The 22,185-nt window shown below is 66.2% G+C and carries 21 protein-coding genes and 1 tRNA gene; 6 read left to right on the plus strand and 16 right to left on the minus strand.

From position 1 onward, the window contains the following. Positions 1-48 precede the first annotated feature (48 nt). Positions 49-705: a response regulator gene (locus tag AWC08_RS02605; RefSeq protein WP_069432748.1), complete on the minus strand. Its 657-nt coding sequence runs from the start codon at positions 703-705 to the stop codon at positions 49-51. Continuing rightward, on the minus strand, positions 698-1,858 hold the full coding sequence (gene macS, locus AWC08_RS02610) for a MacS family sensor histidine kinase (protein WP_069432747.1): 1,161 nt from the start codon (positions 1,856-1,858) through the stop codon (positions 698-700). The genes AWC08_RS02605 and macS overlap by 8 nt, the downstream gene beginning before the upstream one ends. On the opposite strand from macS, the gene AWC08_RS02615 reads away from it, so the two are divergent. After that, complete coding sequence (locus AWC08_RS02615; protein WP_069432746.1) at positions 1,857-3,206, plus strand: dipeptidase; 1,350 nt, start codon at positions 1,857-1,859, stop codon at positions 3,204-3,206. The two genes, macS and AWC08_RS02615, sit on opposite strands and share 2 nt — an antisense overlap. A 206-nt stretch (positions 3,207-3,412) precedes the next feature. On the opposite strand, the gene bcp is transcribed toward AWC08_RS02615, so the two are convergent. Continuing rightward, entirely contained in the window at positions 3,413-3,886 is a 474-nt protein-coding gene (gene bcp, locus AWC08_RS02620) for a thioredoxin-dependent thiol peroxidase (RefSeq protein ID WP_065135786.1), read from the minus strand. 80 nt (positions 3,887-3,966) lie between these two features. Between bcp and AWC08_RS02625 the strand changes: the two genes are divergently transcribed. After that, a complete protein-coding gene (locus tag AWC08_RS02625) occupies positions 3,967-4,194 on the plus strand; it encodes a DUF3618 domain-containing protein (RefSeq protein WP_065135805.1) in 228 nt (75 codons plus the stop codon). 57 nt (positions 4,195-4,251) lie between these two features. Here AWC08_RS02625 and AWC08_RS02630 read toward each other — a convergent pair whose 3' ends face one another. Both AWC08_RS02630 and AWC08_RS02635 read right to left on the minus strand, forming a co-directional pair. Next, positions 4,252-6,003 (minus strand): DUF3556 domain-containing protein, encoded by a 1,752-nt coding sequence (locus AWC08_RS02630; RefSeq protein WP_065135785.1) that lies wholly within the window; start codon positions 6,001-6,003, stop codon positions 4,252-4,254. A 244-nt stretch (positions 6,004-6,247) separates the two neighbouring features. Then, positions 6,248-7,099: a lysophospholipid acyltransferase family protein gene (locus tag AWC08_RS02635; RefSeq protein ID WP_065135784.1), complete on the minus strand. Its 852-nt coding sequence runs from the start codon at positions 7,097-7,099 to the stop codon at positions 6,248-6,250. Between the two features lie 64 nt (positions 7,100-7,163). Between AWC08_RS02635 and AWC08_RS02640 the strand changes: the two genes are divergently transcribed. Next, positions 7,164-7,736 (plus strand): TetR/AcrR family transcriptional regulator, encoded by a 573-nt coding sequence (locus AWC08_RS02640; RefSeq protein WP_065135783.1) that lies wholly within the window; start codon positions 7,164-7,166, stop codon positions 7,734-7,736. Here the strand turns inward: AWC08_RS02640 and AWC08_RS02645 are convergent. After that, the gene (locus AWC08_RS02645; protein WP_065135782.1) at positions 7,717-8,958 is read right to left on the minus strand and encodes a flavin monoamine oxidase family protein; all 1,242 of its coding nucleotides are present in this window, start codon (positions 8,956-8,958) and stop codon (positions 7,717-7,719) included. The genes AWC08_RS02640 and AWC08_RS02645 overlap by 20 nt on opposite strands. 108 nt (positions 8,959-9,066) lie before the next feature. Here AWC08_RS02645 and AWC08_RS02650 point away from each other — a divergent pair, with 108 nt between their 5' ends. Both AWC08_RS02650 and AWC08_RS02655 read left to right on the plus strand, forming a co-directional pair. After that, positions 9,067-9,666, plus strand: coding sequence for a TetR/AcrR family transcriptional regulator (locus AWC08_RS02650; protein ID WP_069432745.1), 600 nt, complete (start codon positions 9,067-9,069; stop codon positions 9,664-9,666). A 2-nt stretch (positions 9,667-9,668) separates the two neighbouring features. Further along, positions 9,669-10,577 (plus strand): oxygenase MpaB family protein, encoded by a 909-nt coding sequence (locus AWC08_RS02655; RefSeq protein WP_069432744.1) that lies wholly within the window; start codon positions 9,669-9,671, stop codon positions 10,575-10,577. Here AWC08_RS02655 and AWC08_RS02660 read toward each other — a convergent pair. Then, positions 10,536-11,921, minus strand: coding sequence for a tetratricopeptide repeat protein (locus tag AWC08_RS02660; RefSeq protein WP_069432743.1), 1,386 nt, complete (start codon positions 11,919-11,921; stop codon positions 10,536-10,538). The genes AWC08_RS02655 and AWC08_RS02660 overlap by 42 nt on opposite strands. Before the next feature lies 1 nt (position 11,922). Beyond that, a tRNA-Lys gene (locus tag AWC08_RS02665) sits at positions 11,923-11,998 on the minus strand. 208 nt (positions 11,999-12,206) lie between these two features. Between AWC08_RS02665 and AWC08_RS02670 the strand changes: the two genes are divergently transcribed. Beyond that, a complete protein-coding gene (locus tag AWC08_RS02670; RefSeq protein WP_083270998.1) occupies positions 12,207-13,415 on the plus strand; it encodes a L,D-transpeptidase in 1,209 nt (402 codons plus the stop codon). A 101-nt stretch (positions 13,416-13,516) separates the two neighbouring features. Here the strand turns inward: AWC08_RS02670 and AWC08_RS02675 are convergent, their stop codons facing one another. From AWC08_RS02675 to AWC08_RS02710, 8 genes are read right to left on the minus strand one after another with little or no spacing between them, the layout of a single operon-like run. Continuing rightward, positions 13,517-14,284: a mannan-binding family protein gene (locus AWC08_RS02675; protein WP_065135777.1), complete on the minus strand. Its 768-nt coding sequence runs from the start codon at positions 14,282-14,284 to the stop codon at positions 13,517-13,519. Positions 14,285-14,301: 17 nt separating this feature from the next. Continuing rightward, entirely contained in the window at positions 14,302-14,979 is a 678-nt protein-coding gene (locus AWC08_RS02680) for a YfgM family protein (protein WP_069432741.1), read from the minus strand. 19 nt (positions 14,980-14,998) lie between these two features. Continuing rightward, a complete protein-coding gene (locus AWC08_RS02685) occupies positions 14,999-16,249 on the minus strand; it encodes an MlaD family protein (RefSeq protein ID WP_065135775.1) in 1,251 nt (416 codons plus the stop codon). Then, positions 16,246-17,442: an MlaD family protein gene (locus AWC08_RS02690; protein ID WP_065135774.1), complete on the minus strand. Its 1,197-nt coding sequence runs from the start codon at positions 17,440-17,442 to the stop codon at positions 16,246-16,248. The genes AWC08_RS02685 and AWC08_RS02690 overlap by 4 nt, the downstream gene beginning before the upstream one ends. Further along, a complete protein-coding gene (locus AWC08_RS02695) occupies positions 17,439-18,551 on the minus strand; it encodes an MCE family protein (protein WP_256100461.1) in 1,113 nt (370 codons plus the stop codon). The genes AWC08_RS02690 and AWC08_RS02695 overlap by 4 nt, the downstream gene beginning before the upstream one ends. Further along, entirely contained in the window at positions 18,542-19,582 is a 1,041-nt protein-coding gene (locus AWC08_RS02700; protein WP_069432740.1) for an MlaD family protein, read from the minus strand. The genes AWC08_RS02695 and AWC08_RS02700 overlap by 10 nt, the downstream gene beginning before the upstream one ends. Beyond that, entirely contained in the window at positions 19,575-20,639 is a 1,065-nt protein-coding gene (locus AWC08_RS02705; protein WP_069432739.1) for an MCE family protein, read from the minus strand. Before AWC08_RS02705 ends, AWC08_RS02700 begins: the two co-directional genes overlap by 8 nt. Next, on the minus strand, positions 20,636-22,180 hold the full coding sequence (locus AWC08_RS02710; protein ID WP_065135802.1) for an MlaD family protein: 1,545 nt from the start codon (positions 22,178-22,180) through the stop codon (positions 20,636-20,638). Before AWC08_RS02710 ends, AWC08_RS02705 begins: the two co-directional genes overlap by 4 nt. Positions 22,181-22,185 lie beyond the last annotated feature (5 nt).

Here is a 22,185-nt window from a genome sequence, read left to right on the forward strand (position 1 = left end):
CTGCCGGGGCCGCGGCGCCCCGGGATGAGTAGGACTACCTGAATGCCGCTATTGGTCGAGCCCGTGCTCGATCGCGTAGCGGGTCAGCTCCACCCGGTTGGCGACCTGCAGCTTGCGGAACGTCGCCTGCACATGGTTTTCCACGGTTCGGTGGCTCAACGACAGACGCTCCGCAATTTGCTTGGCGGACAACCCTTTTGCGACGAATCGCAATACTTCGGTCTCGCGCTCGGTGAGACTGGGCGTGGCGGGACCGGGATTCGGGTTGGTCGCAATGCGCCGGTATTCGCCCAGCACCAGTCCGGCCAGGCTCGGCGTGAACACGGCGCGCCCCGCCGCGGTGGCCCGCACCGCATCGGCCAACTCGGCCTTGGATGCGCTCTTGACCAGATATCCGGCGGCCCCGGCCTTGACCGCCTCCAGCACGTCGTCCCGTTCATCGGAGGCCGAGAGCACCAGCACCTTGCTGGCCGGTGAAACCTCGAGCACTTGCATCGTTGCTTCAACGCCGTCACCGTCCGCCAGGCGCATGTCCATCACCACCACATCCGGCTTCACCACTGCTGCCCGCCGCCGGGCGGACCCGACCCCGTCGGCGGTGGCGACCACATTGAACCCGTCGTCGGCCAGGTCGCGCGCCACCGCGTCGCGCCAGATCGGGTGGTCATCGACAACCATCACCGTCGGTTCGCCCGCCTCAGTCATGACGGGGCACGCTCAATTCCCATTCCGTTCCCTCTCCCGGGCTGGTGTGCAGCTCGGCGCTGCCACCCAGCGACATCAACCGTCCCACAATTGACTTCGAAATTCCGACGTGTCCCTGGCCGACCGCTTCCTGCAGACGGCCGGGGGCGATGCCGACCCCGTCGTCGCGGATGCTCACCGTTACCGAATCACCCAGGTCTTCCAGTAGCACGAAAGCGCGCGCTTGCGGACCGGCGTGGGCGCGGACGTTGTCCAGGGCGTTGCCCACCGCTGCGTCCAGTTCGGCGGCAACCGCTCCGTCCAGGGGCACGGCGGTGCCCGGCAGGCTCATCGAGACGCGCTCGCTTTCCCGGCGGCGGAGCAGGGCGCGCACATCGACGGTCTCGTCGGTTTCGCTTTCCATCTCGGTGGACGTCACCCAACTGCGCAGCGCGCGTTCCTGTTCGCCCGCGAGGGTGGCGAGTTCGGCTGCTGAGCCGCCGATTTCGTGACCTCTCTTGGCGACGAGGGCAAGCACCTGGATGACGCCGTCGTGCACCTGCCGGGACAACCGCTCTCGTTCCTCCACCGCTGCCGACAGGCGGGCCGCGCGCTGCAGTTCGCCGTGGGCGCGCCGGGCCGTGCTGGCCGCGAGTCCCACCGCGAGGCCGGCCGCCAACTCGACGATGATGGTGGCGTTGCGACCCAGGTTGACATTGATGTAGCCCTTGACGAACTCGCTGGCCGCGGTCACTGCGACGCCGGTCAGCATGCCACCGGTAGGACCAAACTGCAGGGCCGCCGAGATGGTGGCGTTGCTGGCCCACAGCGTCGTCGGCCAGGTCTGATTGTTGTGCGCCCACTGTCCGGTGGCGACCACCTCGGTGGACAGCATGAGCCCCACCACGACCACGAGTTCGGCGATCACCCACGCCGGCCGTCGTCCGAAACCCCGCAGGTAGGCGAACGCGCAGGCCGCGCTCCAGGCGATAAGGACCGCGAACAACGACCAACCCACCGCCGGGTGAGACAGATCAGAGCTGATCGCGATGTGAAAACCCAGCGCATAGATGCAGCTCAGCAGCCGGAACAGCTGAGCTGCCCGCCACAGCGGAGTTGTCGGGTCGGGACCGTCGGAGGTCACCCGGGCAAGTTTAACTAGCCTCGAAGGCATGACTGACCTGGTTGAGCGGGTGCGCGAGGTGTTGCCTTCAGTGCGGCGCGATCTCGAGGATCTGGTGCGAATCGAATCGGTGTGGGCAGACCCGGCTCGCCGCAATGAGGTGCACCGCAGCGCCCAGATGGTGTCGGATCTGTTGTCGCAGGCCGGTTTCGACGATGTCCGCATCGTCACCGAGGGTGGCGCTCCGGCGGTCATCGCGCATCATCCGCCGCCACCGGGTGCGCCCACTGTGCTGCTGTATGCCCATCATGACGTGCAACCCGAAGGCGACCGCGGTCAGTGGCATTCGCCGCCCTTCGAACCGACCGAACGCGACGGGCGTCTGTACGGCAGGGGTACCGCGGACGACAAGGCAGGCATCGCAACACATTTGGCCGCGTTCCGAGCGCACGGCGGCCGGCCTCCGGTGGGGGTGACGGTATTCGTGGAGGGCGAGGAAGAATCGGGCTCGCCGACGTTGGGCCAGTTCCTGGCCGCGCACCGCGACGAGTTGGCCGCCGACGTGATCGTGATCGCAGACTCGGACAACTGGAGCACCGAGGTTCCGGCCCTGACGGTGTCGCTGCGGGGGATGGCCGACTGCGTGGTGGAGGTCGCGACCCTGGATCACGGCCTGCACTCCGGGCTGTGGGGTGGCGTGGTGCCCGATGCGCTGACCGTTCTGGTGCGGCTGCTGGCCAGCCTGCACGACGACGACGGCAATGTGGCGGTTCGGGGCCTCCACGAAAGTAAGGCAGCCGATGTCGAGTACCCGCCGGACCGGGTGCGGAAGGAATCCGGACTGCTGGACGGGGTGACCGAGATCGGCTGCGGTTCGGTGCCGCAACGGCTGTGGGCCAAGCCCGCGATCACGGTCATCGGCATCGACACCACGCCGGTGGCCGCGGCCTCGAACACGCTCATTCCGCGGGCCCGGGCCAAGATCAGCATCCGGGTGGCGCCCGGCGGTGACGCCGCGCAGCATCTAGACGCGGTGGAGGCGCACCTGCGTGCCCACGTCTCCTGGGGTGCGCAGGTCAATGTCATCCGCGGCGAGCTGGGCCAGCCGTACGCGATCGACGCCAGCGGGCCGGTCTATGACGCCGCGCGGGCGGCGTTCCGGCAGGCCTGGGGCGTGGACGCCATCGACATGGGCATGGGTGGCTCCATCCCGTTCATCGCCGAGTTCGCCCGGGCGTTTCCGGAGGCCAAGATTCTGGTGACGGGCGTAGAAGACCCGGGAACTCAGGCGCACAGCATCAACGAAAGTCTGGACCTCGGGGTGCTGGAGCGCGCGGCGATCAGCGAGGCGCTGTTGCTGGCAAACCTCGGTACGGGTCACCACCCCCATCGGCTTTGACGAGCCTGAAGGTGGAGCAGGAGCTGTTTCCGAGTGAGTCACAGGCGTCACATGGGAATCTTCTCCGGTCGGCATGATGGTTGCCCGCCTCATAGCGACACCGGATCTGTCGCTCGAAGGCGGGCACGGAGTGCCTCGATCCCGCCACAGGCCAATGCGACGGACGTGACTAAGCCGGAGACGAAGCCGGCAACCCAGTCCGCCTACTAGACCGACAGATCCCGCCGCAACTTGGCCACGTGCCCGGTGGCCTTGACGTTGTATTGCGCGACCGCGATTTTGCCCTTCTCGTCAACGACGAACGTCGAGCGAATGACCCCGGTGACGGTCTTGCCGTACATCTGCTTCTCGCCGAACGCGCCGTACGCGGTGAGCACCTTGCGCTCCGGGTCGGACAGCAGCGGGAACGTCAGCCCCTCGGCGTCGCGGAACTTCGCCAGCTTCTCCGGCTTGTCGGGGGAGATGCCGACGACGTCGATGCCGGCCTCGTTGAGTTCGGCCAGGCTGTCGCGGAAGTCGCAGGCTTGCTTGGTGCAGCCGGGCGTCGAGGCGGCCGGGTAGAAGTACACGACGACTTGGCGGCCCTTGTAGTCGGACAGCTTCACGTTGTTGCCGTCGGCGTCGGGCAGGTTGAAGGCGGGCGCCTTATCGCCTGGCGCCAGCCGCGTGGTCTCGGTCAAGGTGCATCCCTTTCTTGTCGCCGAAGCGTCGGCACTAGGGTAGTTCCTCAGTGCACCAGCCTGACTTGGAGGACAGACACGTGGCGGACCGCGATCCCGACACCATCAAGCAGGAGATCGACCAGGCCCGCGAGCAGCTGGCGGCAACCGTCGACTCGCTTGCGGAGCGGGCCAACCCTCGCCGTCTGGCCGACGACGTCAAGGCCAAGGTGATCGAGTTCCTGAACAAGCCCATCGTGACGGTGACGCTGACCGGGGTCGGTGCGGCCGCCGTCGTGGTGGTGATCTACCGCATCCGCAAGCACTGAACCTGCCCGCGAGCGCTGCGCCGGTGACGACAGCCACCGTCATGTGGGTCATGCGGGTCAGGCGGGCAGACCTTTCACACCGGGGGTCTGGCTGGTGACGTGGATCGGAATGTCGTCGTCCCACGGCTGGGCCTCGGCCATATCGGCGACCTCCACATATCCGCGCTCGAACTCCCCCGTCGCGGCGTCCACCAGCCGGTACTCCTGGCGCTGGGTCTGAATGGGTTGCGAGTCCAGGATCACCACCCGCACCTCGCCCGGCTCGAACCCGCATCGCTGCTGCAGCGCCTCGATGAGGCACTCGTTGTGCAGATGCCCGTCGCCGAAGTTCCAGCCCAGCACCATCGCGCATAAGACTTCACCCTCGCAGAGGTTGTAGTCGTCTTCGTCGTATCCGGCCAGCGCCCGATGCGCGAGGGTGAACAGCGCGCGCCCGTGCGTGTTCATGCCGCGGAATGCGTAGGCAAGGTGAATCGGGACCTGAGTGGCCTCTTTGCTCTTGTACAGCCGCTCGAGTTGCAGATGCTGCATCGGCCCGAGCGCGCGCGACCCGATGCGGATCTTTTCGTCGGCTGACGGCTTGACGCACCAGACGGTGGTGTCCCAGTTGCCTGCGTAATACCGCATGCCGGGCAGGAAGGAAACCTTGCGCGGGAACAGATTTCCTATGACGACGGTGCCGGCCACCACCGCGAATAACGCGGCCACCAACATCGGCTGGTCCACATCTGCGAGGCCGATGCCCGCATATGCGACGAACAGCCACAGCACTCCGAACATCATGAAGACGTTCCACTCCAGCGGAACGCCCATCGGAAAGGCCAACAGGATGTTGAGGTGGAACACGATCATCACGAATGCGGCGATGGCCGTGGGCCATCCGCCATGTGAAAAGAGCAGCACCAACGGCACCAGTCCCTCCACCGCGGTGGAGAAGTGCGCGATGAAGCCCGACAACGCGCTGGGCCGCAGATCATCCGGGTACCGCTTGAACAGCGACCGCTTGAGAAACCCGGAGGGGATGAACGGGTTGTTCGCCAGCATGGTCGAGATCACGAACGGGAAGTGCCTGTTCAGCTTGGAAGTTGCCGCACCGAGCCAGATGACCATGAACACCACCTTCGCCCCGATGACGATGTCTGCCCCGGAGAACAGGAACACCAGTGTCAGGGGGGCGTACACCTCGCCGCGGGCTGCCAGGAAGATGATTTTGTCGCGCAACCCCAACACGGCCAGCACTGAGAGGACGGCGATCGGTTGCCATCGGGGCAGCACGCCGATCGTGGTGTGCAGGGCGGGAATCGGCCCGCTCCCGTCGGACACCAAGGCGGTGGCCAGGAGCACGAGCAAGGCTGCGTAGAGCAGCGCGTCGAGCGGAGTTCTGTTGGTGCCGTTGGTCAGCGGTATCCGGCCGGGCCAAGGGGGCAGGCGGATGGTGCCGGGACGCAGCCAGTACAGAGCGGAACCTATCGGCGGGAAGTAGCGCCCGGCCAGCGGCCCGAAACAGCAACCGAGGCCAACGACTTCGAACAGCATTGTGTAGAGCACGGCTTTCTGGAAGACGATCGGCTCAGTCCACCACGAGGCGACGTCGGTGAACCCGCCGATGCCCGTAGTGGTCCAGGCGAATACCCAGGCGCCCAGGATGTAGAGCAAGATCTTGATGCCGTACATCACGTGCATGATCAGCGGTGTGCCGAAGCCGTTTGCGGCGATGTGCTGCATCATCGGTATCACGCGTTGGGCCCGCGGGCGTTTGCTCCACTCGGCCATCTCGACGACGGGCAGGTTCGGCTGGATGAACCCCATTGCTGCTCCTTCGAACTGTGGCTCGCATTGTGGAGACGCTCGCCAGCGAGGGTCGGGCCGTGAAAAAAACTACCCGCGAAGGGGGTGCTGCGACAGGGCCATGTCGACTCAGCGGGACAGAAATGCCGGTTGCGCATTCGTCGTCGGCCGGACCGGTGCAGCGCTGGTGGCCTCCGGCACTGGCGATCGCGACAGCTGTGCTGGATCTGGTTGCCCGGCAGGTGCTTTCGGGGTCAAGCCTCGGCTAGCCCGCGACCGCCCGTGACCACGCGAGCGGGTTGAGTTCGCGGAACGGGTCGTCGGCCCGCAGCGCGAGCAGATCCCGCAGGATCGCTTCGAGTTCGCGCTGGGTGTTGTCGCGTACCGTCGTCACCCAGCTATCGGCCGAAGCCTTCTCGGGCTTCGTGGTGTCGATCGGATCGCCGAACCGCAGATACATCCGTTGCGGGCGGGGGATGAGGGTCGGCCCGATGCCCCGCAGCAACGGCATCACCATGTCGGCATCGCCGCTGAGTCTCTTGCTGACCGCTTGGCTGAGACGGCCCATCCTGCTGTCGCGGGTAACCAAACTCTTGTAGACATCGTCGCCGCCGACGAGACCGACCGGCACGATCGGGTAGTCATGCTCGACTGCCAGGCGGGCGAATCCGGACCGGCCGCGCCAATTGAGCTGGTATTCCTCGCCTTTGAACTTGGCGATCTCGCGGCCACCGCCAGGGAACACCAGGATGGTCTCGTTGTGGCGCATCAGTTCACCCGCGGTATCGCGGGCGCCGACGATGCCACCGTAGGCGGCGATCAGGTCGCGTCCAAGCCCCTTCGCCTGCCCGAATTTTCGGTCGGCCAACGGCCGCACCCGGGTCCCGGTCACCCGCCGGACATAGTGGGGAATGAGCAGAATCTCGGCCTGAGCCTGCTGAGTGTGGTTGCCGACCAACAAGAACCGGCCATCGGCCGGCAGCTTGTCCAGGCCGCTGACATACGGGCGGTACAAGTCGACAAGGGGCTGGATGCCGCCCTGGATCGTCTGCAAGGCATCGCTGAGCATCCGCACCCGGCGGGGTTGGTTCATCACTGCGTCCAGCGCTTCGGTCATGGTTCCTCCATCTCGTTCCTGAGTACTATACCGAACGAACTAGTTCGTATGGTAGCTTTCTGTGATGCGCAGTACAGACGAACTTCGCGAGACGATCCTGGGCGCGGCGCGATCGGAGTTCGCTCAATTCGGATTGGCCGGTGCCCGGATCGACCGCATCGCCCGAGCCGCAAGTGCCAGCAAAGAGCGGCTTTACGCGCACTTCCGGGACAAGGAGACGCTGTTCCGCAGCGTGGTCGCCGCCGACAGCGCCGAGTTCTTCGCTGCGGTCACATTGCGACCCGATGCGGTGCCGGACTTCGTGGGCGACATCTTCGATCTAGCCTGCCGGCGACCCGAGCACCTGAGGATGATGACCTGGGCCAACCTGGAAGGCCTGACACTGGACCCCCCACCGGCGCACGAATGGGATTCGGTGCCCGAGCGCGATATCCGCTCCATCGAGGAAGCTCAGGCGGCCGGCTTTGTCGACCCCGCATGGCAGCCCATGGAACTGCTGGTGGTGCTGTTCGGCGTGGGGCTGTGCTGGGCGCAGTCGCCACACCCGGATGCTCGGACCTCCGACCCGCAGGTGCTGGCATCCCGGCGCGCGGCCGTCGTCGAGGCAGCCCGCCGAATTATCGCGCCGCGAGAATAGCTTCGGCGGTGCGGCGCCCGCTCACCAGCGCGCCCTGGATCGAAGCGGTGTCGCGGTGGTCGCCGCACAACCAGATCCCCGCCGCGGTGCGGATCGGGCGGCGCACCGACAACGGCGGGTCTTGTGCCGGCAGGGCTTTGGGGATCACGTGCCGAATCAACGGTGTCCAACGGCGACCGTCGGTCTGCAAGATGTCCGCGGCGTGTTCCCGCATCGCGGTTTCCGGCGGCACCGTGCCGTCACCGGCCACCACCGCCGAGGCCGCGATCAGATGTCGGCCCGGCGGCGCGTATGTCCGAGCGGCGGCACTGATCACCGCGGTGTTCAGCACCGGCCCCCGGGGATGAGAGCGGCCGTCCACCCGGAGCATCGGCGGACCTGGCACCGCATGATCGGTTGCCCACCAATCGGTCACGACTCCGTGCATGTGCGGCGCCGTCTCGGTGGTCAACCACGCGGCCGCGACCGCGTCCGTCGCGACGACCACATGCTGCGCCCGGACGCTGACACCCTCCGCATGAACGAGGTACTGATTGCCCTCAGAATCGATACGGAATGCCCGGTGCTCCAAAGCTATCCGATCGCCGATTCGCGCTGCCAGCTGCTTCGGCAGGGCCTGCATGCCGTCCGCCGGCAGTGCGGGGACCCCGAGCACGAACATCCGCGCCAGCAGCAACGCGAACGCGTTCGACGTGGTGCCGGTGGTCTCGAGCACGACGCCTGCCAGGAAGCGGTCGAGCACCCGGCGCACCTCGCCGCGCACGCCCGCCCGATCCAACGCTTCTCTGAGGCTGACATCCCGATCCCGGTGCTTCTTGAGGTGCTTTGGCCGCAGGGCCGGGGCCGCCCAGCGCGCCAGGGCCACCACGTCGCGAGGAGCGATTCCGCCGGCAGCCAACATCGCCGGCACTCGGCCGGCAGAGCGCAGCGGATGCACCCACTCCTGCGCACCTTCCTCGGAGCGGACCACGACACCGGCGCCGAACGGTTGCAGGCGCAGCCGTGCCAGATCGACCGCCTCTCGCAGCTCCGGGTACGCCGGATTGAGCACCTGGAAGCCGCGGTCGCAACGGAACCCGTCGACGATGTCGGTACGGATGCGGCCACCGACCACGCTCTTGGCCTCCCAGACCAGGACTTCGCGACCGGCGCGCACCAGCACATCGGCACAGCGGAGGCCGGCCAACCCCGCCCCGATGACAAGAATCTCTGTTTCGTCCATGTCAGCTCACCCAACGTCGCTATTGGTCTGAATGTACAGTAGTGGCGAAAAGTGTGAATACTGGTTACGCTGTCCACTACCGGGCCGTCTGACGCTGAGAGGGAGTCCTTGCAGAGTGCTGACCGGCCGTCCGACCGCGTCGAGGACGCACGGGTGGCCCGGACCCGGGCCGATGTGGCCCGGGCAACCCTCGAGATCCTCAACGGTGAAGGGTCCGAAGCGATCACCCACGCCCGCGTCGCCGAGATGGCCGGATATTCGAAGACCACGGTGTACACGCACTGGCCCGCGCGGGTCGACCTGATCAGGGCGGCGATCGAATCGCTGGGCGAGATGCCCCACCATCAACGCACCGGCGCCCTGCGGGTGGACCTGATCGAGGAACTCAAGGTCTTCCGTTCCGGCATCATCGAACTGCGGCTCGACCGGGTGCTCGCCAGCATGGCCCAGTGGGCGTCTTCAGAGCAGGTCAGACAGCTGCGAGACAAGGTCAACACCGACGGCCAGCAGCAGATGTACGCGATGCTGGGCGAAGTCTTGTCCGGGGCGGAATTGCACGCGGCCGTCTCCATGCTGACCGGCGTCGTCGCGTGCCCGTCGCTGATGTACGGCACCCTGCCGGAGGACGACGTCATCGAAGCTGCCGTCGACATGGTCCTGGGAAGCGCCGACTCACCGCATACGCCGCCTCGTACGGTGGAGACGTGAGCATGTTGTCGGCGGTCGGCGCCGTGCGGCGCGACCTGGGAAACAGATTGTTCGGCATGGTGGCCGGGCCGGACGGGCCGGCCAATCGGGAGCGCATCCACCACACACCCGGTGATCGATGGTTCGCACCGGACCGTCCCATCCGGCAGGTGCATGCGGATGCGTCGATGTTCGTGGGCGGATTGCGGGCCCTGCTGTTGCAGTCCCTGCACCCGCTGGCCATGGCCGGTGTCGCCGAACACTCCGACTATCGGGGCGATCCCTGGGGACGGCTGCAGCGCACCAGCACTTTCCTGGTCACCACCACGTTCGGCTGTGCTGCTGATGCCCAAGCCGCGGTCGACCACGTGCGTCGCATCCACCGGTACGTGCACGGCATCGCGCCGGACGGGCGGCCGTACCGTGCGTCTGACCCGCATCTGCTGGAGTGGGTTCACATCGCCGAGGTGGACAGCTTCCTGCTCGCCCATCAGCTCTACGGCGCGGCACCGCTCGACCAGGCCGGCCGGGACGGCTACGTCGCCGACATGGCCGTCGTGGCGAAAGCGCTCGGCGTGCCCGAACCACCGCGCACCGAACAGGAACTGCGCGACCGGATTCAAGGCTTCCGGCCTGAGCTGCGTGGCACACCGGCCGCCCGGGACGCCGCCCGGTTCCTGCTGCTGACGCCGCCCCTGCCGGTGCCGGCCAGGCCCGCTTACGGCGTGTTGGCCGCCACGGCGGTGGCGATGCTGCCGACGTGGGCCCGCCTGCCGCTGCTGCTGCCGTACCTCCCCTTGCTGGAGACGACGGTGACTCGCATGGCTGGACGCGCGCTCGTCGGGACGCTTCGGTGGGTCATGACGCCGGCAAGTGACGCGGCAGAGACGTCAATTTCCCCGGCGGGACCGAAAAATTCGTCTACGGCCTGACGGCGGCGCGGTGCTCTGAGAGCGTTCGAGAGCCTTGGGAGCCCATACCGGGTGGCCCGAGTCGATGGCTCGCCGGAAGGCAGCTTGTGCGGCCGCTATGTCGCCGTGCTCGGCCCACAAAGTTCCCAGCCCGAACTCGGCGGCGGGCCCTGACTCGGTATCCCCCGAGTCGACCGCTTGCTGGAAAGCGGCTGCGGCCCGGTCCACCTCGCCTTGCCCGGCCCACAGGATTCCGAATCTGAGTGCGGCTCCGGGCGCGTGGTCGGGGTGGCCCGAGTCGAGTGCGGACTGGTAAGCGGCTGTGGCGCCCTCGATGTCGCCCAGACCGGCTCGCAGCATGCCTAGAGAATTGGCGGCTGCGGGCGCATGCTCGGGATGCCCGGAGTCGATCGCCGATTGATAGAGGGCCGTGGCGTCGGCGAAGTCGCCGTCCTTCTCGTGCAGCTTCGCCATGTTGATCGCCGCCCGTGGTGCCACCTCGGCATCCCCGGTGTCCATTGCCAATCGGTAGGACGCGCCGGCCCGGTCGAATTCTCCGGACCTTTCCCGCAGTTGCCCGAGATTGACCAACGCCTTGGCCACCAGGTCGGGGTGCCCGGAGTCGATGGCGGCCTGACAGGCCGTCACCGCGCCGTCCAGATCGCCTTGCTTTTCCAGCAGAGTGGCCAGGTTGAAGACCGCGAGCGGGGCCAGCTCCGGGTGATCAGTGGCGATGACGATCTGATACGCCTCCGCGGATCCCTCGACATCGCCCAGCGCTTCTCTGGTCAACGCCAGGTTGAACGCTGCAGTCGGAATCACCTCGGGATTCCCGGATGCTACGGCGATTCGGTAGGCCACCTCGGCTCCCGCGGCATTGCCGCGACCTGCGCGCAAGCCGCCCAACTGGAGCAGGGCTATCAGAATCGACTGTTCATGTTCGGATTCGATCGCAAACCGGTAGGCCGCCTCTGCTCCGTCGGCATCGCCTTGTTCGGCTCGCAGGTTTCCCAGATTCAGTGCGGCCATGGGGGCGTGCTCGGGGTGACCGGACTCGATTGCCCGCTGGTAGGCCTCCGTCGCGCCCGCAATGTCGCCCTGTCCGGCAAGCATGAACCCGAGTGCGAAGGCGGCTGCTGAAGCCCAGTGCGGATGTTCGGAGTCGATGGCCCATTGATATGCCGCGAGAGCACCGTCGGCATCGCCCTCGGCGGCCCGCTGCCGGCCCAGGGCGAATGCTGCCGGGGCCGCCTGCTCGAGGTCACCCGAGTGCAGTGCCCGCTGGAACGCCGCATCGAGGTCGGCGGTTCCGCTCGACGCGTCCTGCGGTCGCGCGTGCTCGGAAGGGTGTCGAGGCGTTGGCATGTGGTGCGCCGTCAGGGTTTCGAACCCCGGACCCGCTGATTAAGAGTCAGCTGCTCTACCAACTGAGCTAACGGCGCGTGCTCGGCTTGAGACCGGCTCTCGACAATAACAGGCCTCGCGCCGCAGAGTGAAATCCCCGGGTCGGATCCGGGGTGGGCCTGCGGAACCGCCGGGCACCAATCCGTCCGCATGTCCACGGCGAGTGCCGGTGAGGCACTACAATACTGGAAACAATTAAGGGTCAGCGGTGACCGTAATTTGCGAACAGAATGTGAAGGTCACTTGATGACGCCTTTGCGCAGACGTCGATCGTGGCTGGCTGCTGCCATGGTCTTAGTTGCTGTGTTCGGTGTTGCCTGCAGTAGCGGACCCAGTGCTCCGGTCGCCGCCAAGGTCATCGAAAACAAGGGCACGCCTTTCGCCGACTTGCTGGTGCCCAAGCTCACCTCGTCGGTCACCGACGGGGCGGTCGGGGTCACCGTGGATGCGCCGGTGACGGTCAGTGTCGCCGATGGCGTGCTGGCATCGGTCGCCATGGTCAACGACAATGGCCGCGCGATCGCCGGACAGCTCAGCCCCGACGGCTTGCGCTGGCAGACCACCGAGCAGCTCGGCTACAACCGGCGCTACACGCTGAACGCCAAGGCGACCGGGCTCGGTGGCGCGGTTACTCGCCAGATGGCCTTCCAGACAAGCTCGCCCGCGCACTTGACCATGCCCTACGTGGTACCCAGCGACGGTGAGGTGGTGGGCGTTGGGCAACCGGTCGCGATCCGCTTCGACGAGAACATCGCCGACCGCGCCGCGGCGGAGAAGGCCATCAAGATCACCACCAACCCTCCGGTCGAGGGTGCGTTCTACTGGCTCAACCGACGCGAAGTGCGTTGGCGTCCAGAGCATTACTGGAAGCCCGGTACCAATGTCGACGTGGCGGTGAACACCTACGGCGTCGACCTGGGTGAGGGGATGTTCGGCGAGGACAACGTCAAGATGCACTTCACCATCGGTGACGAGATGATTGCGACGGTCGACGACAACACCAAGATCATCACCGTGCGGATCAACGGCGAAGTGGTCAAGACCATGCCGACCTCGATGGGCAAGGACAGCACCCCGACGAACAACGGGGTCTACATCGTCGGTGCCCGGTTCAAGCACATCATCATGGACTCCTCGACCTACGGTGTGCCGGTCAACTCGCCCAACGGATATCGCACCGACGTCGACTGGGCCACCCAGATCTCCTACAGCGGAATCTTCGTGCATTCCGCGCCGTGGTCGGTGGGCGCGCAAGGGCATTCGAACACCAGCCACGGCTGTCTGAACGTGAGCCCGAGCAACGCCGTGTGGTTCTACGACCACAGCAAGCGGGGGGACGTCGTCGAGATCGTGAACACGGTGGGCAGCATCTTGCCCGGGACCGACGGCCTGGGCGACTGGAATATTCCGTGGGACCAGTGGCGTGCGGGTAACGCCAACACCGGCGATCGCTAGCGCGCCGGGTCGCCGGTATCAGGCGTCACAACAGCACCGTGGGGAAAGGCATGACTCCGTCTGAAATGTGATAGCGCATGCGATATCACAGTCAGCGGCATCTACACCCGCAGCACCGAACCCAGCGCCGACAGCGGCACGTGCGCTTCGACGGTGCCGCCGTCCATGTACCACTGCTGGGCGCCGGGGGTGAAGTCGATCGGTTCGTCATGTCCCACCGGATAGTCGGGCATGTAGATAATCAGCTCGTCCGGCGTCAGCGCCCAGGCCCGGTACGCCCCGGAGTAGACCTTGTCCGGCGTCCAGCGGTCGGGAAGGAACGGATAGGTCCCCGGGTCATGCGGCGGCGCAGCCTGATTGAGCGCGGTCTCGATGTACGGCTGAGCCAGCGGCGGTAGGGCGGTCAGCGGGTTGCCGTTGGTCAGGTCGGCCAGCTGCACGCGCCGGCCGCCCGCCATGTCGAAGGTGAAGGTGCGGTAGGCGTTGTTGGGACGCGGGCCGTCGGCATGGTAGTCCTCGTGGAAGACGGCGCTGAGCAGGTTGCCGTGTTGGAAGACCTGATAGTTCTCCTCACCGTAACTGTCGGCGACCATGTGCGCATTGGCCTTTCGCCAGTTGCCGACCAGGGTCCGCAGGTAGTCGCGGATCACTGGTCCCGTCGTGGGGTTGTCCACCAGCTCGCCCGGCACCGCAATCTTGATGTCGCGCACCGCGTTGCGCTCGGAGGTCACCGTCGTATGGCAGTACTGTCCGTCCCAACCGCCGCCGAGCTCGCCGCAGAACGAGTCCGCCGAAGCCTGTGCGGCCGGCACGCCGAAAACCGTCGCCGCGGCGGTCAGTAGCGATGCCGCGAAGGTCCTTGTGATCACTGTCGGCTCCGAATCGCTTACAGCAGCTGGACTTTGCTGGCGCGCCAGCGGCCGTCGACCTTCTCCATCGTCATCTTGATTCTGCTGCGGTCGATGCGCGGATCTGGCACTGCCATGTTGGCCACGGTCTGATCGATGAACACCAGCACCACAACCTTGTTGGCGGTTTCCGAGGCGATCGCCGAATCCACCACCACTCCGTGCGCGGTGGCTTTGTTGTCGATCAGCAGCTGCCGAAGTTGCACACTGGACTGGGTGTACATGTCCTTGAACTCGCCGGTGGCACCGTCGAGCACCTGGCGGAAGTTCTCGTCGACATTGTTGGAATCGATGCTCGTCAGCACCCCGGCGTACTTGATTGCCGCCTGCTGGGCTTCCTGGCCGGCTACTTTCACCTGGTGCGCCTGCCATTGCAGCCAGCCGAGGTAGCCCGAAACCGCCAGGGAGGCAGCCAACAAGACCGGAAGGACACTACGGCGCAAGTAGTGGCGCCAGGGTCGGTTGAACCGCTTGGGCTTTTCCTTGCGGCTCAGTAGTAGCGACCCCTCGTCCTCCTCGTCGGTGTCTTCCTCGTCGGTGTCTTCCTCGCCGGTGTCTTCGTCGGCGGTGGCGGTGGGACCCTCCGCCGGGACGTCTTCGGCGACCTTCGTCTCCTCGGCGTCGACTTCGTTCTCAGTCGTAGCGGTCACTGTCATCTCCTCGTGCTGGATGGGCTCAGTGTGGCGGTTCGATCGGCAAGGACGGCCCCCCGTAGGGCGTGGGAATCGTGAAGCGGCCCCGCGGAGTTGGATCCGTCCTGCGTCCCAGGTCCGCCCCGGGCGGTGGGCCCGCGGTGTCGTCGCCGCCGGGTCGCGGCGCGTTCTTGGCGCCGCGGATACCGACTCCCGGGTCGTCGTCGCGGCAGTAGGTGTACATGAACGGTTCGTAGTAATCGGCCGCCGACGGCGGATGCGACGGCGTGCCGTAGTCGCACGCATAGCGGGGGTAGAGCTCGGCCGTCGCCCACACGCCGTGGTCGTGGAATGAACTGGCCACCGCATCCAACACGGATCCGCGATAGTCAGGGAACAGTGCGTTGAGCGCCGGCACCCGCAGATAAAGCAGTTGCGAGGCGGTGGCCAGACTGCCCAGCAGCGCCACCATGGTCTCGGAGTTGTCGGCGAACAGGCTGTCGATGGCGCCCAGCGCCTGCGGTGTCTGGGCGGTCAGGCGCCGGTAGCCGTCCTGCATCCTGGCGACGCCGGCCAGGGTCCGGTTGAGGTCCACGGTGGTGGCGGCCAGTCCCGCGTTCTTGTCGGCCGCCAGGGTCAGCACCACCCGACTGGTCCGCAGAATGCTCGTCGTTTCGGGTAGCACCGAGTCCAGTGTCGACAACAGCATGGTGCCACCGTCGACGATGGCGGCCAGTTTGCCAGGGCCCTCCTTGCTCAAGCTCAGTTCCTTCTTGATCAGCTCGAGCTTGCGCGGATCGACCTGGGCCAGTAGCCCGTCGGCGTCACCGAGCAGTTGGGCCAGGCTCACCGGGACGCTGGTGCGGTCGAGCCCGATGACGCTGCCGTCACGCAGGTAGGGGCCGGCGTCGGATTCGGCTTCGAAGTTGATGTACTGCTCGCCGGCCGGCGACAGGGCCGACACGTGGACCGCGGCGTTCGCGGGAATCCGTACCTGTGAGGTGATGCTGGCAATGGCGTCCACGCCACGGTCGGTGATGCGTAGCGAATCCACGCTGCCGATCCGCACGCCGCGCAGTGCGACGTCCTGATTTGGCAGCAGGCCACCGGATTCCGGCAATTGCACGGTGACCTTGTACGTCGAAGCGAACGGCTTCACCCGCAGTGCGCCGATCAGCAGGTAGGTGGTGGCGACGACCAGGGTCAGCACCAGGCCGGCCACCGACAGCCAGACCTGGCGGTGGTGGGCGGCCCGTACCCCGCGGACGATTGCGCTTGCTGCGGAGTCGATCACGGTGGTGGTCCCGATGGTCCAGGAGCGACGAGGAGGCCACCCGGTACGTTCGGGTCCGGGATCACCGGAACCTGTGGCGAGTTCGGGCCCCGCCCGACAACACGTTCCTGCAACCGCCACAGCGTGTACTTCAGCGAACCGATGAACTCGTTCCAGGTGAACCTGGTCGGACCATGCAGGCCACGGTCGCCCGGAAAGCCGATGTCCGGTATCGATCCCAGGATCAGCTGGTCCACCCCGACGTGCACCGAAATAGCGTTCCCCGCAGTGGATTTGACCAGAGCGGGAATCATCCGGTTCAAAGGTAGCCAGCTGGTCTCGGGGCTTACCGCGACGTCGTTGGCGGCGCCGGCGATGGTGTTCAGGTCACGGATCACGCTGCGCCCGCTGGTGTCGGTGCCGCTCAGGGAGGGGAAGCGGGCTAGCAGCCTGCTCGTGTCACCGACCTGCACCACGAGGTTGGACAGCTCGGTGGTGTTGGCGGCCAAGGCGCTCATGGCTGGGTCGGCTGCGGCCATCACGTCGGTGAGAGTCTGGTTCTTGGCGTCGAGTTCCCGGCTGAGGCGCGACAATTCGGTCAAGGCGCCCGAAATCTGGCCGGACCGTGCGTCCATGGTGCCCAGCAATTGATTGGATTTGCGGACCAGGTCGCCGAACGCGTGGCCCTGGTCCCCGGTGGCCTTGCCGAACCCGTTGATGATGTTGGTGAAGTTGCGCACCGCGCCGCCGTTCACCAGGATCGCGGCCGAACTCAGGACCGATTCGACGGTTGCCGCCGCGCTCGTCGAATCCAGTCCGATGGTGTCGCCGTTGCGCAGCATCGGTGTGTCCGGCGCGGGTTCGGCGGGCGGGCGTACCGACACGAACACGTCTCCCAACGGTGTGGCGGTTCGCAATTCGGCGGTACTGCCCCGTGGCAGCAGCACGCCGTCGCGGATGCGCAGCGTGGTGACCGCGGTGTAGTCGCGCGCCACCATCGACTCGACCTGTCCGACGTCAGCGCCGGCAAGTTTCACCTTGGCGTTCATCGGCAGGTTGAGCGCGTTGGCGAAGACCGCGGTCAGTTGGTATCCGCCCGACCCCAGGCCGGGGGCCGGAAGGGGAAGGCTAGCAAGGCCATTCGTAGCGCAACCGGAGGTGAGCAACACCGCCGCGGCGATCGCGGCGGCGGCCCGTGCCTTGGTGCTCGTCATTTCTGGCCCATCGCCGCCAGGCCGTCCAACACGTACGTCAAGCCGAAGTCGGGCCCGAAGTCCTGCACCGTGCCGGTGCTGCAGCCGAGTTGGCGCAAGCCCATCAGGTTGCAGACTTCCTTGGTCAGCTGGCTGTCGAAGATCATCCGGTCGGTCAGGAAATGGGCACGCACCGCACCGTTCTCCCGATCCACCATGTTGTAGGCGTTGTCGGCCAACATGGGTGCCACGTCCAGTGTTTCGGCGAGTTCTCGACGCCGGTCGACCAGCGTCGTCGCCAGCTTGTTGCCGTTCAGGGCGGCCTGCCGGATGGTGTCGCGGTTGGCGTCGAGCAGTTCGCCCGTCCGCTGGACCAGTTGGTCGAGCTTTCTGCCGGTGCTGCCCGTACCGAGGTCCTCGTCGGCCAGGATCTGACTGACCTGGTGGATGGTGGCGGCGAAGTCGCGAAGCTTGCCGTCGTTGCTGGCGGCGGCCTCGAACAGGGAGCTGATGTTTTTGATGATCGCGGTGATCTGCTGGCGGGTCTGCGCCCCCCCGTCGCTGCTCAGCCGCAGCGCCCGCGACAATTCGTCGAGCGCGCCCTTGATTTTTTCGCCATTGCCGTCCAGGACTCGACTGCCGCCGTTGAGCACGTCGGCCAGCGGACCCCCGCCGTGCCCGTCACCCTCGAGCGACTTGGTGACCTTGTCCAAAACGGCCAGCACGCGGCTGAATTCGACGGGAGTCCGGGTGCGGGTCAGCCCGATGGTGTCGTGGTTCTCCAGCACCGGGCCGCCGCGGTAGGGCGGGGTCAGCTCGACCTGCCGGTCGGTGAGGATCGACGTCGACACGGTGACGGCTTGAGCGTTCGCAGGGACTTTGACGTCACGATCGACGGTGAACTGAACCTCGACATAGCCGCCTCTGGGCGTGATCTTGGTGACCTTGCCGACCGGCATCCCCAGCACCGCCACGACGTTGCCCTCGTATAGACCTGACGCGCTGTCGAATTGGGCGGTCACCGTGATCGGGTCCTTCTTGCCGGCCAGGTACCACCACCCGGTTCCGATCATGGCGACGACCACCGCCACGACGGCGATGACGGTGATGACCCGGCCCCTCACTTGCAGTCCTTGTAGTACGGGATCATGCCGAATTGCTGGGCGCGGCCACTGATCGCGCACATCCACGAGTCGACGAGCAGTGCGCTGGGGGCGTTGAAGCTGACTGCGTTGGCGTCACCGGTCAGGTTGGCCGCCTCCCGCATGAAGATTGGAGTGATCTGCAGCAGGTCGCGCAGCAGATCATCGTGTTGAGCCATCATGTCGGTGAACTCACGCATGTCTTTGAGCAGCACCTCGACTCCGGAGCGGTCGTTCACCACGACCTGGTGCATGGTGTCGACGAGGCTGGTGAGAGACCGCATCATCGCGTGGAAGACGGCTCGGCGGGCCACGAACTGACCGAGCAGATCTTGGGCCTGGTTGACGACATTGCCGATGCTGGATTGCTGTCGTCGCAGGGTGTTGGTGACCTGTTCGGTGCTCTTGAGCAGTTGTCCGAGTTGGTCACGGCGCGTGGCGATGATCTCCGAGAGCGTGTCGATGTTGTGCATCGCCTCGGGCACCACGGCGGGCAGGCCCTCGAGTTGCTTGCCCAGCACGGCCAGCGATTGCGCGAACCGGTCAGAGTCGACCTGTTCGAAAGTCGTTGTGGCGTCCTGCAATGCCGCCTGCAGGTCGTAGGGAACCTCGGTGTGCGTCAGGTCGAAGGTGCCGTGGGGCAGCGAACCCGAACCGTCCGGCTGCACGGCGAGGTAGCGCGATCCGAGGATGGTGGTGACTTTGATCGAGGCCTTGGAATCGCGGCCCAGCGCGACGTCGTCGCGAATCTTCAGCCCCGCCGCGACGTGGTCGCCGTCGAGTTTCATGCTGGTGACCTCGCCGACCGGTATGCCAGCCACGGTGACCGGGTTACCGGGCCGCAGCGAGGCCGCCTGCAGGAACTCGGCGGTGTAGTGCTTGTATCCGGCCCCCAGGGCATGCACGACCAGCATGGCGCCGATCAGCACCGCCACCACGGCAACCGCCGACAGACCCAGCCAGAGCGGGTTGTAGTGTTCCAACGGACGTTTTCGCAGTCTCGAGAACAGCTCAGCCACCTGAGCCCCCGTCCGTATTTCGGCAGCGGGGGGTGTGCCACGCCTTGTTGCCTGGTGTTGCGGCGTTGACGATGATCGGCACCACGTCGTTGAGGCCAGGAAAGAACCCGAACATGTTCAGGTCGCACAGGTAGGCGTTGCCGTAGGCGCCCTGGTTGCCCACCCGGACAAGCCCTTTCAACAACAGGGGAATGTTGTCGCCGAAGAAGGCCACCTGCGGTTCCACATCCATCAGGTGCCGGGACACGCCGGGGCGGCGGTCGATGAATTCCCGGAGTGCAGGGTAGTCCTGCTCGGCGGCCACCGAGAGGTTGCTCACCAGTCGCGACAGGGATCCCATGGAGGTCACCAACTCCGGACGGCGTTGGTCCAGCGCGGCGACCACGTCACGGGTCTGCGTGATCACCCCGTCGATGTCGGCGTTCTGCGCGGCGAGGCTGACGACCACCTTGTTGAGGTTGGTGATCACATCGCCCAGCGCCTGATCTCTGCCGGCGAAAGTCTCAGTGAGGGTGGATGTCTGGCTGATCAGCGTGGCAAGCGATGAGGTGTCACCCTGCAGCGACTCGATGACGCCCTTGGTCAGGTTGTCGGCATCGCGCGGATTGAGCAGACTGAACAGCGGCTCGTAGCCGTTGAGCAGCGCGGTGACGTCGAAGGACGGCTCGGTGCGCTGCAGTGGGATGGTGGCGCCCGGTGGGAGCTCCGTTTGACTGCCTTCCTTGCCGAGGGACAGGCCGAGGTAACGCTGGCCGACGATGTTCTGGTAGGTCACCGAGGCGACGGTGTTGCCGAACAGGTGCTGTTCGGTCTGCACCACGAACGACACCTTCGCCAATTTGCCGTCCAGTTCCACCTTTTCGACCCGGCCGACCCGGACGCCCGCCATCCGGACGTCGTCGCCCTCGCGCAGCCCGTACACGTCGGTGAACACCGCCGAGTAGGACGCCGTGGTGCCGGCGACGTCGCGTCGCAGGCTCACGTACACCAGCCAGGTCAAAGTCAGCGCGATGACCATGAACAGGGTCAGGCCGATCAGGGGGCCCCGGAACTTCACTGGGCACCCCCCACCAGCGACACGGTGGTGCCCCGCGCCACCGGGCCCAGCAGGATCTCCGTGGCGGCAGTGGCCGGGCGTCCGGTGATCACGCCCAGCATCGTGCGCTCGTAGTCACTGCCAACCGGTCCGACGGTCCCGCCGTAGGACGACGGCACCGACCCGGCGGCCGGCGGACCCAGCAACGGCGGAGGCGCTACCGGACCGTGCGCTGGGGGCGATGGGTCCGGGTTGTCCGGGTCGGCTCCGGTCCGAATTGGTGGTGCCGGTGAAATAAAGGGCGGCAGAGGGGGATTGGGGTCGTTGAGGTTGGGTGGCGGGTTGACCAGCGGTGGGCCGACAGCCACCAGATTGCCGTCGGGGCCGACCACCGTGCCCGGCGGCGGAGCCAGATCCTTCGGTGGCTGATAGTTCTGCGGCAGCAGCACGTCCGGCAGGTCAGGTTTGTTGGGGACCAGCGGCGCGGTGTAGCAGCTGGGGCCCTTCAACTCGCCGTACCGCGGGCAGTCTGCACGGCTGTAGGCGAAGGTCTGGGTGAATGAGATCCTGACCCGCATGTTCCCGACTCCGAGTTCTGGCACCCAGACTTCTTCCATGAATTTCCTGGCCAGGTTGTCGAGTTTGGCCACCGCGGGCACGAAGTTGTTCGACCGCATCGCCAGTACGCCGAGCACGGGCGTCATCTCGGTAGAGATCCTGATCAGCTGATCCATGTGGTTGTCGAACGACTGGCGGGTGGTGCCGACCGTGTTCTGCGCGCCGGTCAGCAGCGAGGTCAGCTGTCCGCGCGTTTCGGCGAAGGTCTGCATCGGTTGCACCGCCTCGTGCAGTGCGTCGAGCAGGTCCGGGGCGGTGGACTGCAGCCCCCGGGCGGCCTCCAGCAGCGCCGACACCGTCGATGGGCCCGCATCGGTGCTGACGATCGAATTGAGTTGGTCGATAAGCCGATTGAGTTGTGAGCCGCTGTTCAGCAGCGCGGTCCGGCGATGATCGGTGGCGGCCGCCAGCGCCGCCAGGATGCCCACCGACCGATCGTCGCGACCGCGACCCGCGGCGGCCAACAGATCGCGCAGCTTGCTGACCGTGGTCTGAAAGAGCACGGTCGGCAGGTTCTTGTCTTCCTGAATGTGCGCACCCGCCCGGATGGCCGCTCCGGGTCCGGTCCCCACCAGCTGCACCGACGAGACCGCGAACACGTTGCTGGGGACCACCCGCGCGGTCACCGCCGCCGGAATCGACTGGGCGTATTCGGGTTTCAGGTCGATGTGAACGTAGTTGGGCCGGCCGTGTTCAGCGGGCACGACGCTGTTCACCATGCCGACCAGAACGCCGTGATACTTCACGTCCGATTTCTGCGGCAGGCCGTCGCCCACGTTGACCAGATGGGCGACGACCCGCACATAGTCGTTGAGCCGCCCTGTCGATTTGTAGAGCAAGCTCACCGTCAACAGGGCCGCGACGAGGATGACGGCGATACCACAGCCGAGCAGCTGACGATCGGAGGGGCCGCGCCCGTCGATGTCGAAGGAATTTCCTTTCACCTCGG

The organism is Mycobacterium gordonae (genome assembly GCF_002101675.1).
GTDB lineage: Bacteria > Actinomycetota > Actinomycetes > Mycobacteriales > Mycobacteriaceae > Mycobacterium > Mycobacterium gordonae.

What these genes read in the sequence shown, in the direction of transcription:
- macS (WP_069432747.1), bottom strand. Translation starts at nt 1,858, where the DNA reads ATGCCTTCGAGGCTAGTTAAACTTGCCCGGGTGACCTCCGACGGTCCC.
- AWC08_RS02635 (WP_065135784.1), bottom strand. Translation starts at nt 7,099, where the DNA reads ATGACCGAAGCGCTGGACGCAGTGATGAACCAACCCCGCCGGGTGCGG.
- AWC08_RS02690 (WP_065135774.1), bottom strand. Translation starts at nt 17,442, where the DNA reads ATGACGAGCACCAAGGCACGGGCCGCCGCCGCGATCGCCGCGGCGGTG.
- AWC08_RS02660 (WP_069432743.1), bottom strand. Translation starts at nt 11,921, where the DNA reads ATGCCAACGCCTCGACACCCTTCCGAGCACGCGCGACCGCAGGACGCG.
- AWC08_RS02630 (WP_065135785.1), bottom strand. Translation starts at nt 6,003, where the DNA reads ATGGGGTTCATCCAGCCGAACCTGCCCGTCGTCGAGATGGCCGAGTGG.
- AWC08_RS02605 (WP_069432748.1), bottom strand. Translation starts at nt 705, where the DNA reads ATGACTGAGGCGGGCGAACCGACGGTGATGGTTGTCGATGACCACCCG.
- AWC08_RS02615 (WP_069432746.1), top strand. Translation starts at nt 1,857, where the DNA reads ATGACTGACCTGGTTGAGCGGGTGCGCGAGGTGTTGCCTTCAGTGCGG.
- AWC08_RS02640 (WP_065135783.1), top strand. Translation starts at nt 7,164, where the DNA reads ATGCGCAGTACAGACGAACTTCGCGAGACGATCCTGGGCGCGGCGCGA.
- AWC08_RS02680 (WP_069432741.1), bottom strand. Translation starts at nt 14,979, where the DNA reads ATGACAGTGACCGCTACGACTGAGAACGAAGTCGACGCCGAGGAGACG.
- AWC08_RS02655 (WP_069432744.1), top strand. Translation starts at nt 9,669, where the DNA reads ATGTTGTCGGCGGTCGGCGCCGTGCGGCGCGACCTGGGAAACAGATTG.
- AWC08_RS02645 (WP_065135782.1), bottom strand. Translation starts at nt 8,958, where the DNA reads ATGGACGAAACAGAGATTCTTGTCATCGGGGCGGGGTTGGCCGGCCTC.
- AWC08_RS02670 (WP_083270998.1), top strand. Translation starts at nt 12,207, where the DNA reads ATGACGCCTTTGCGCAGACGTCGATCGTGGCTGGCTGCTGCCATGGTC.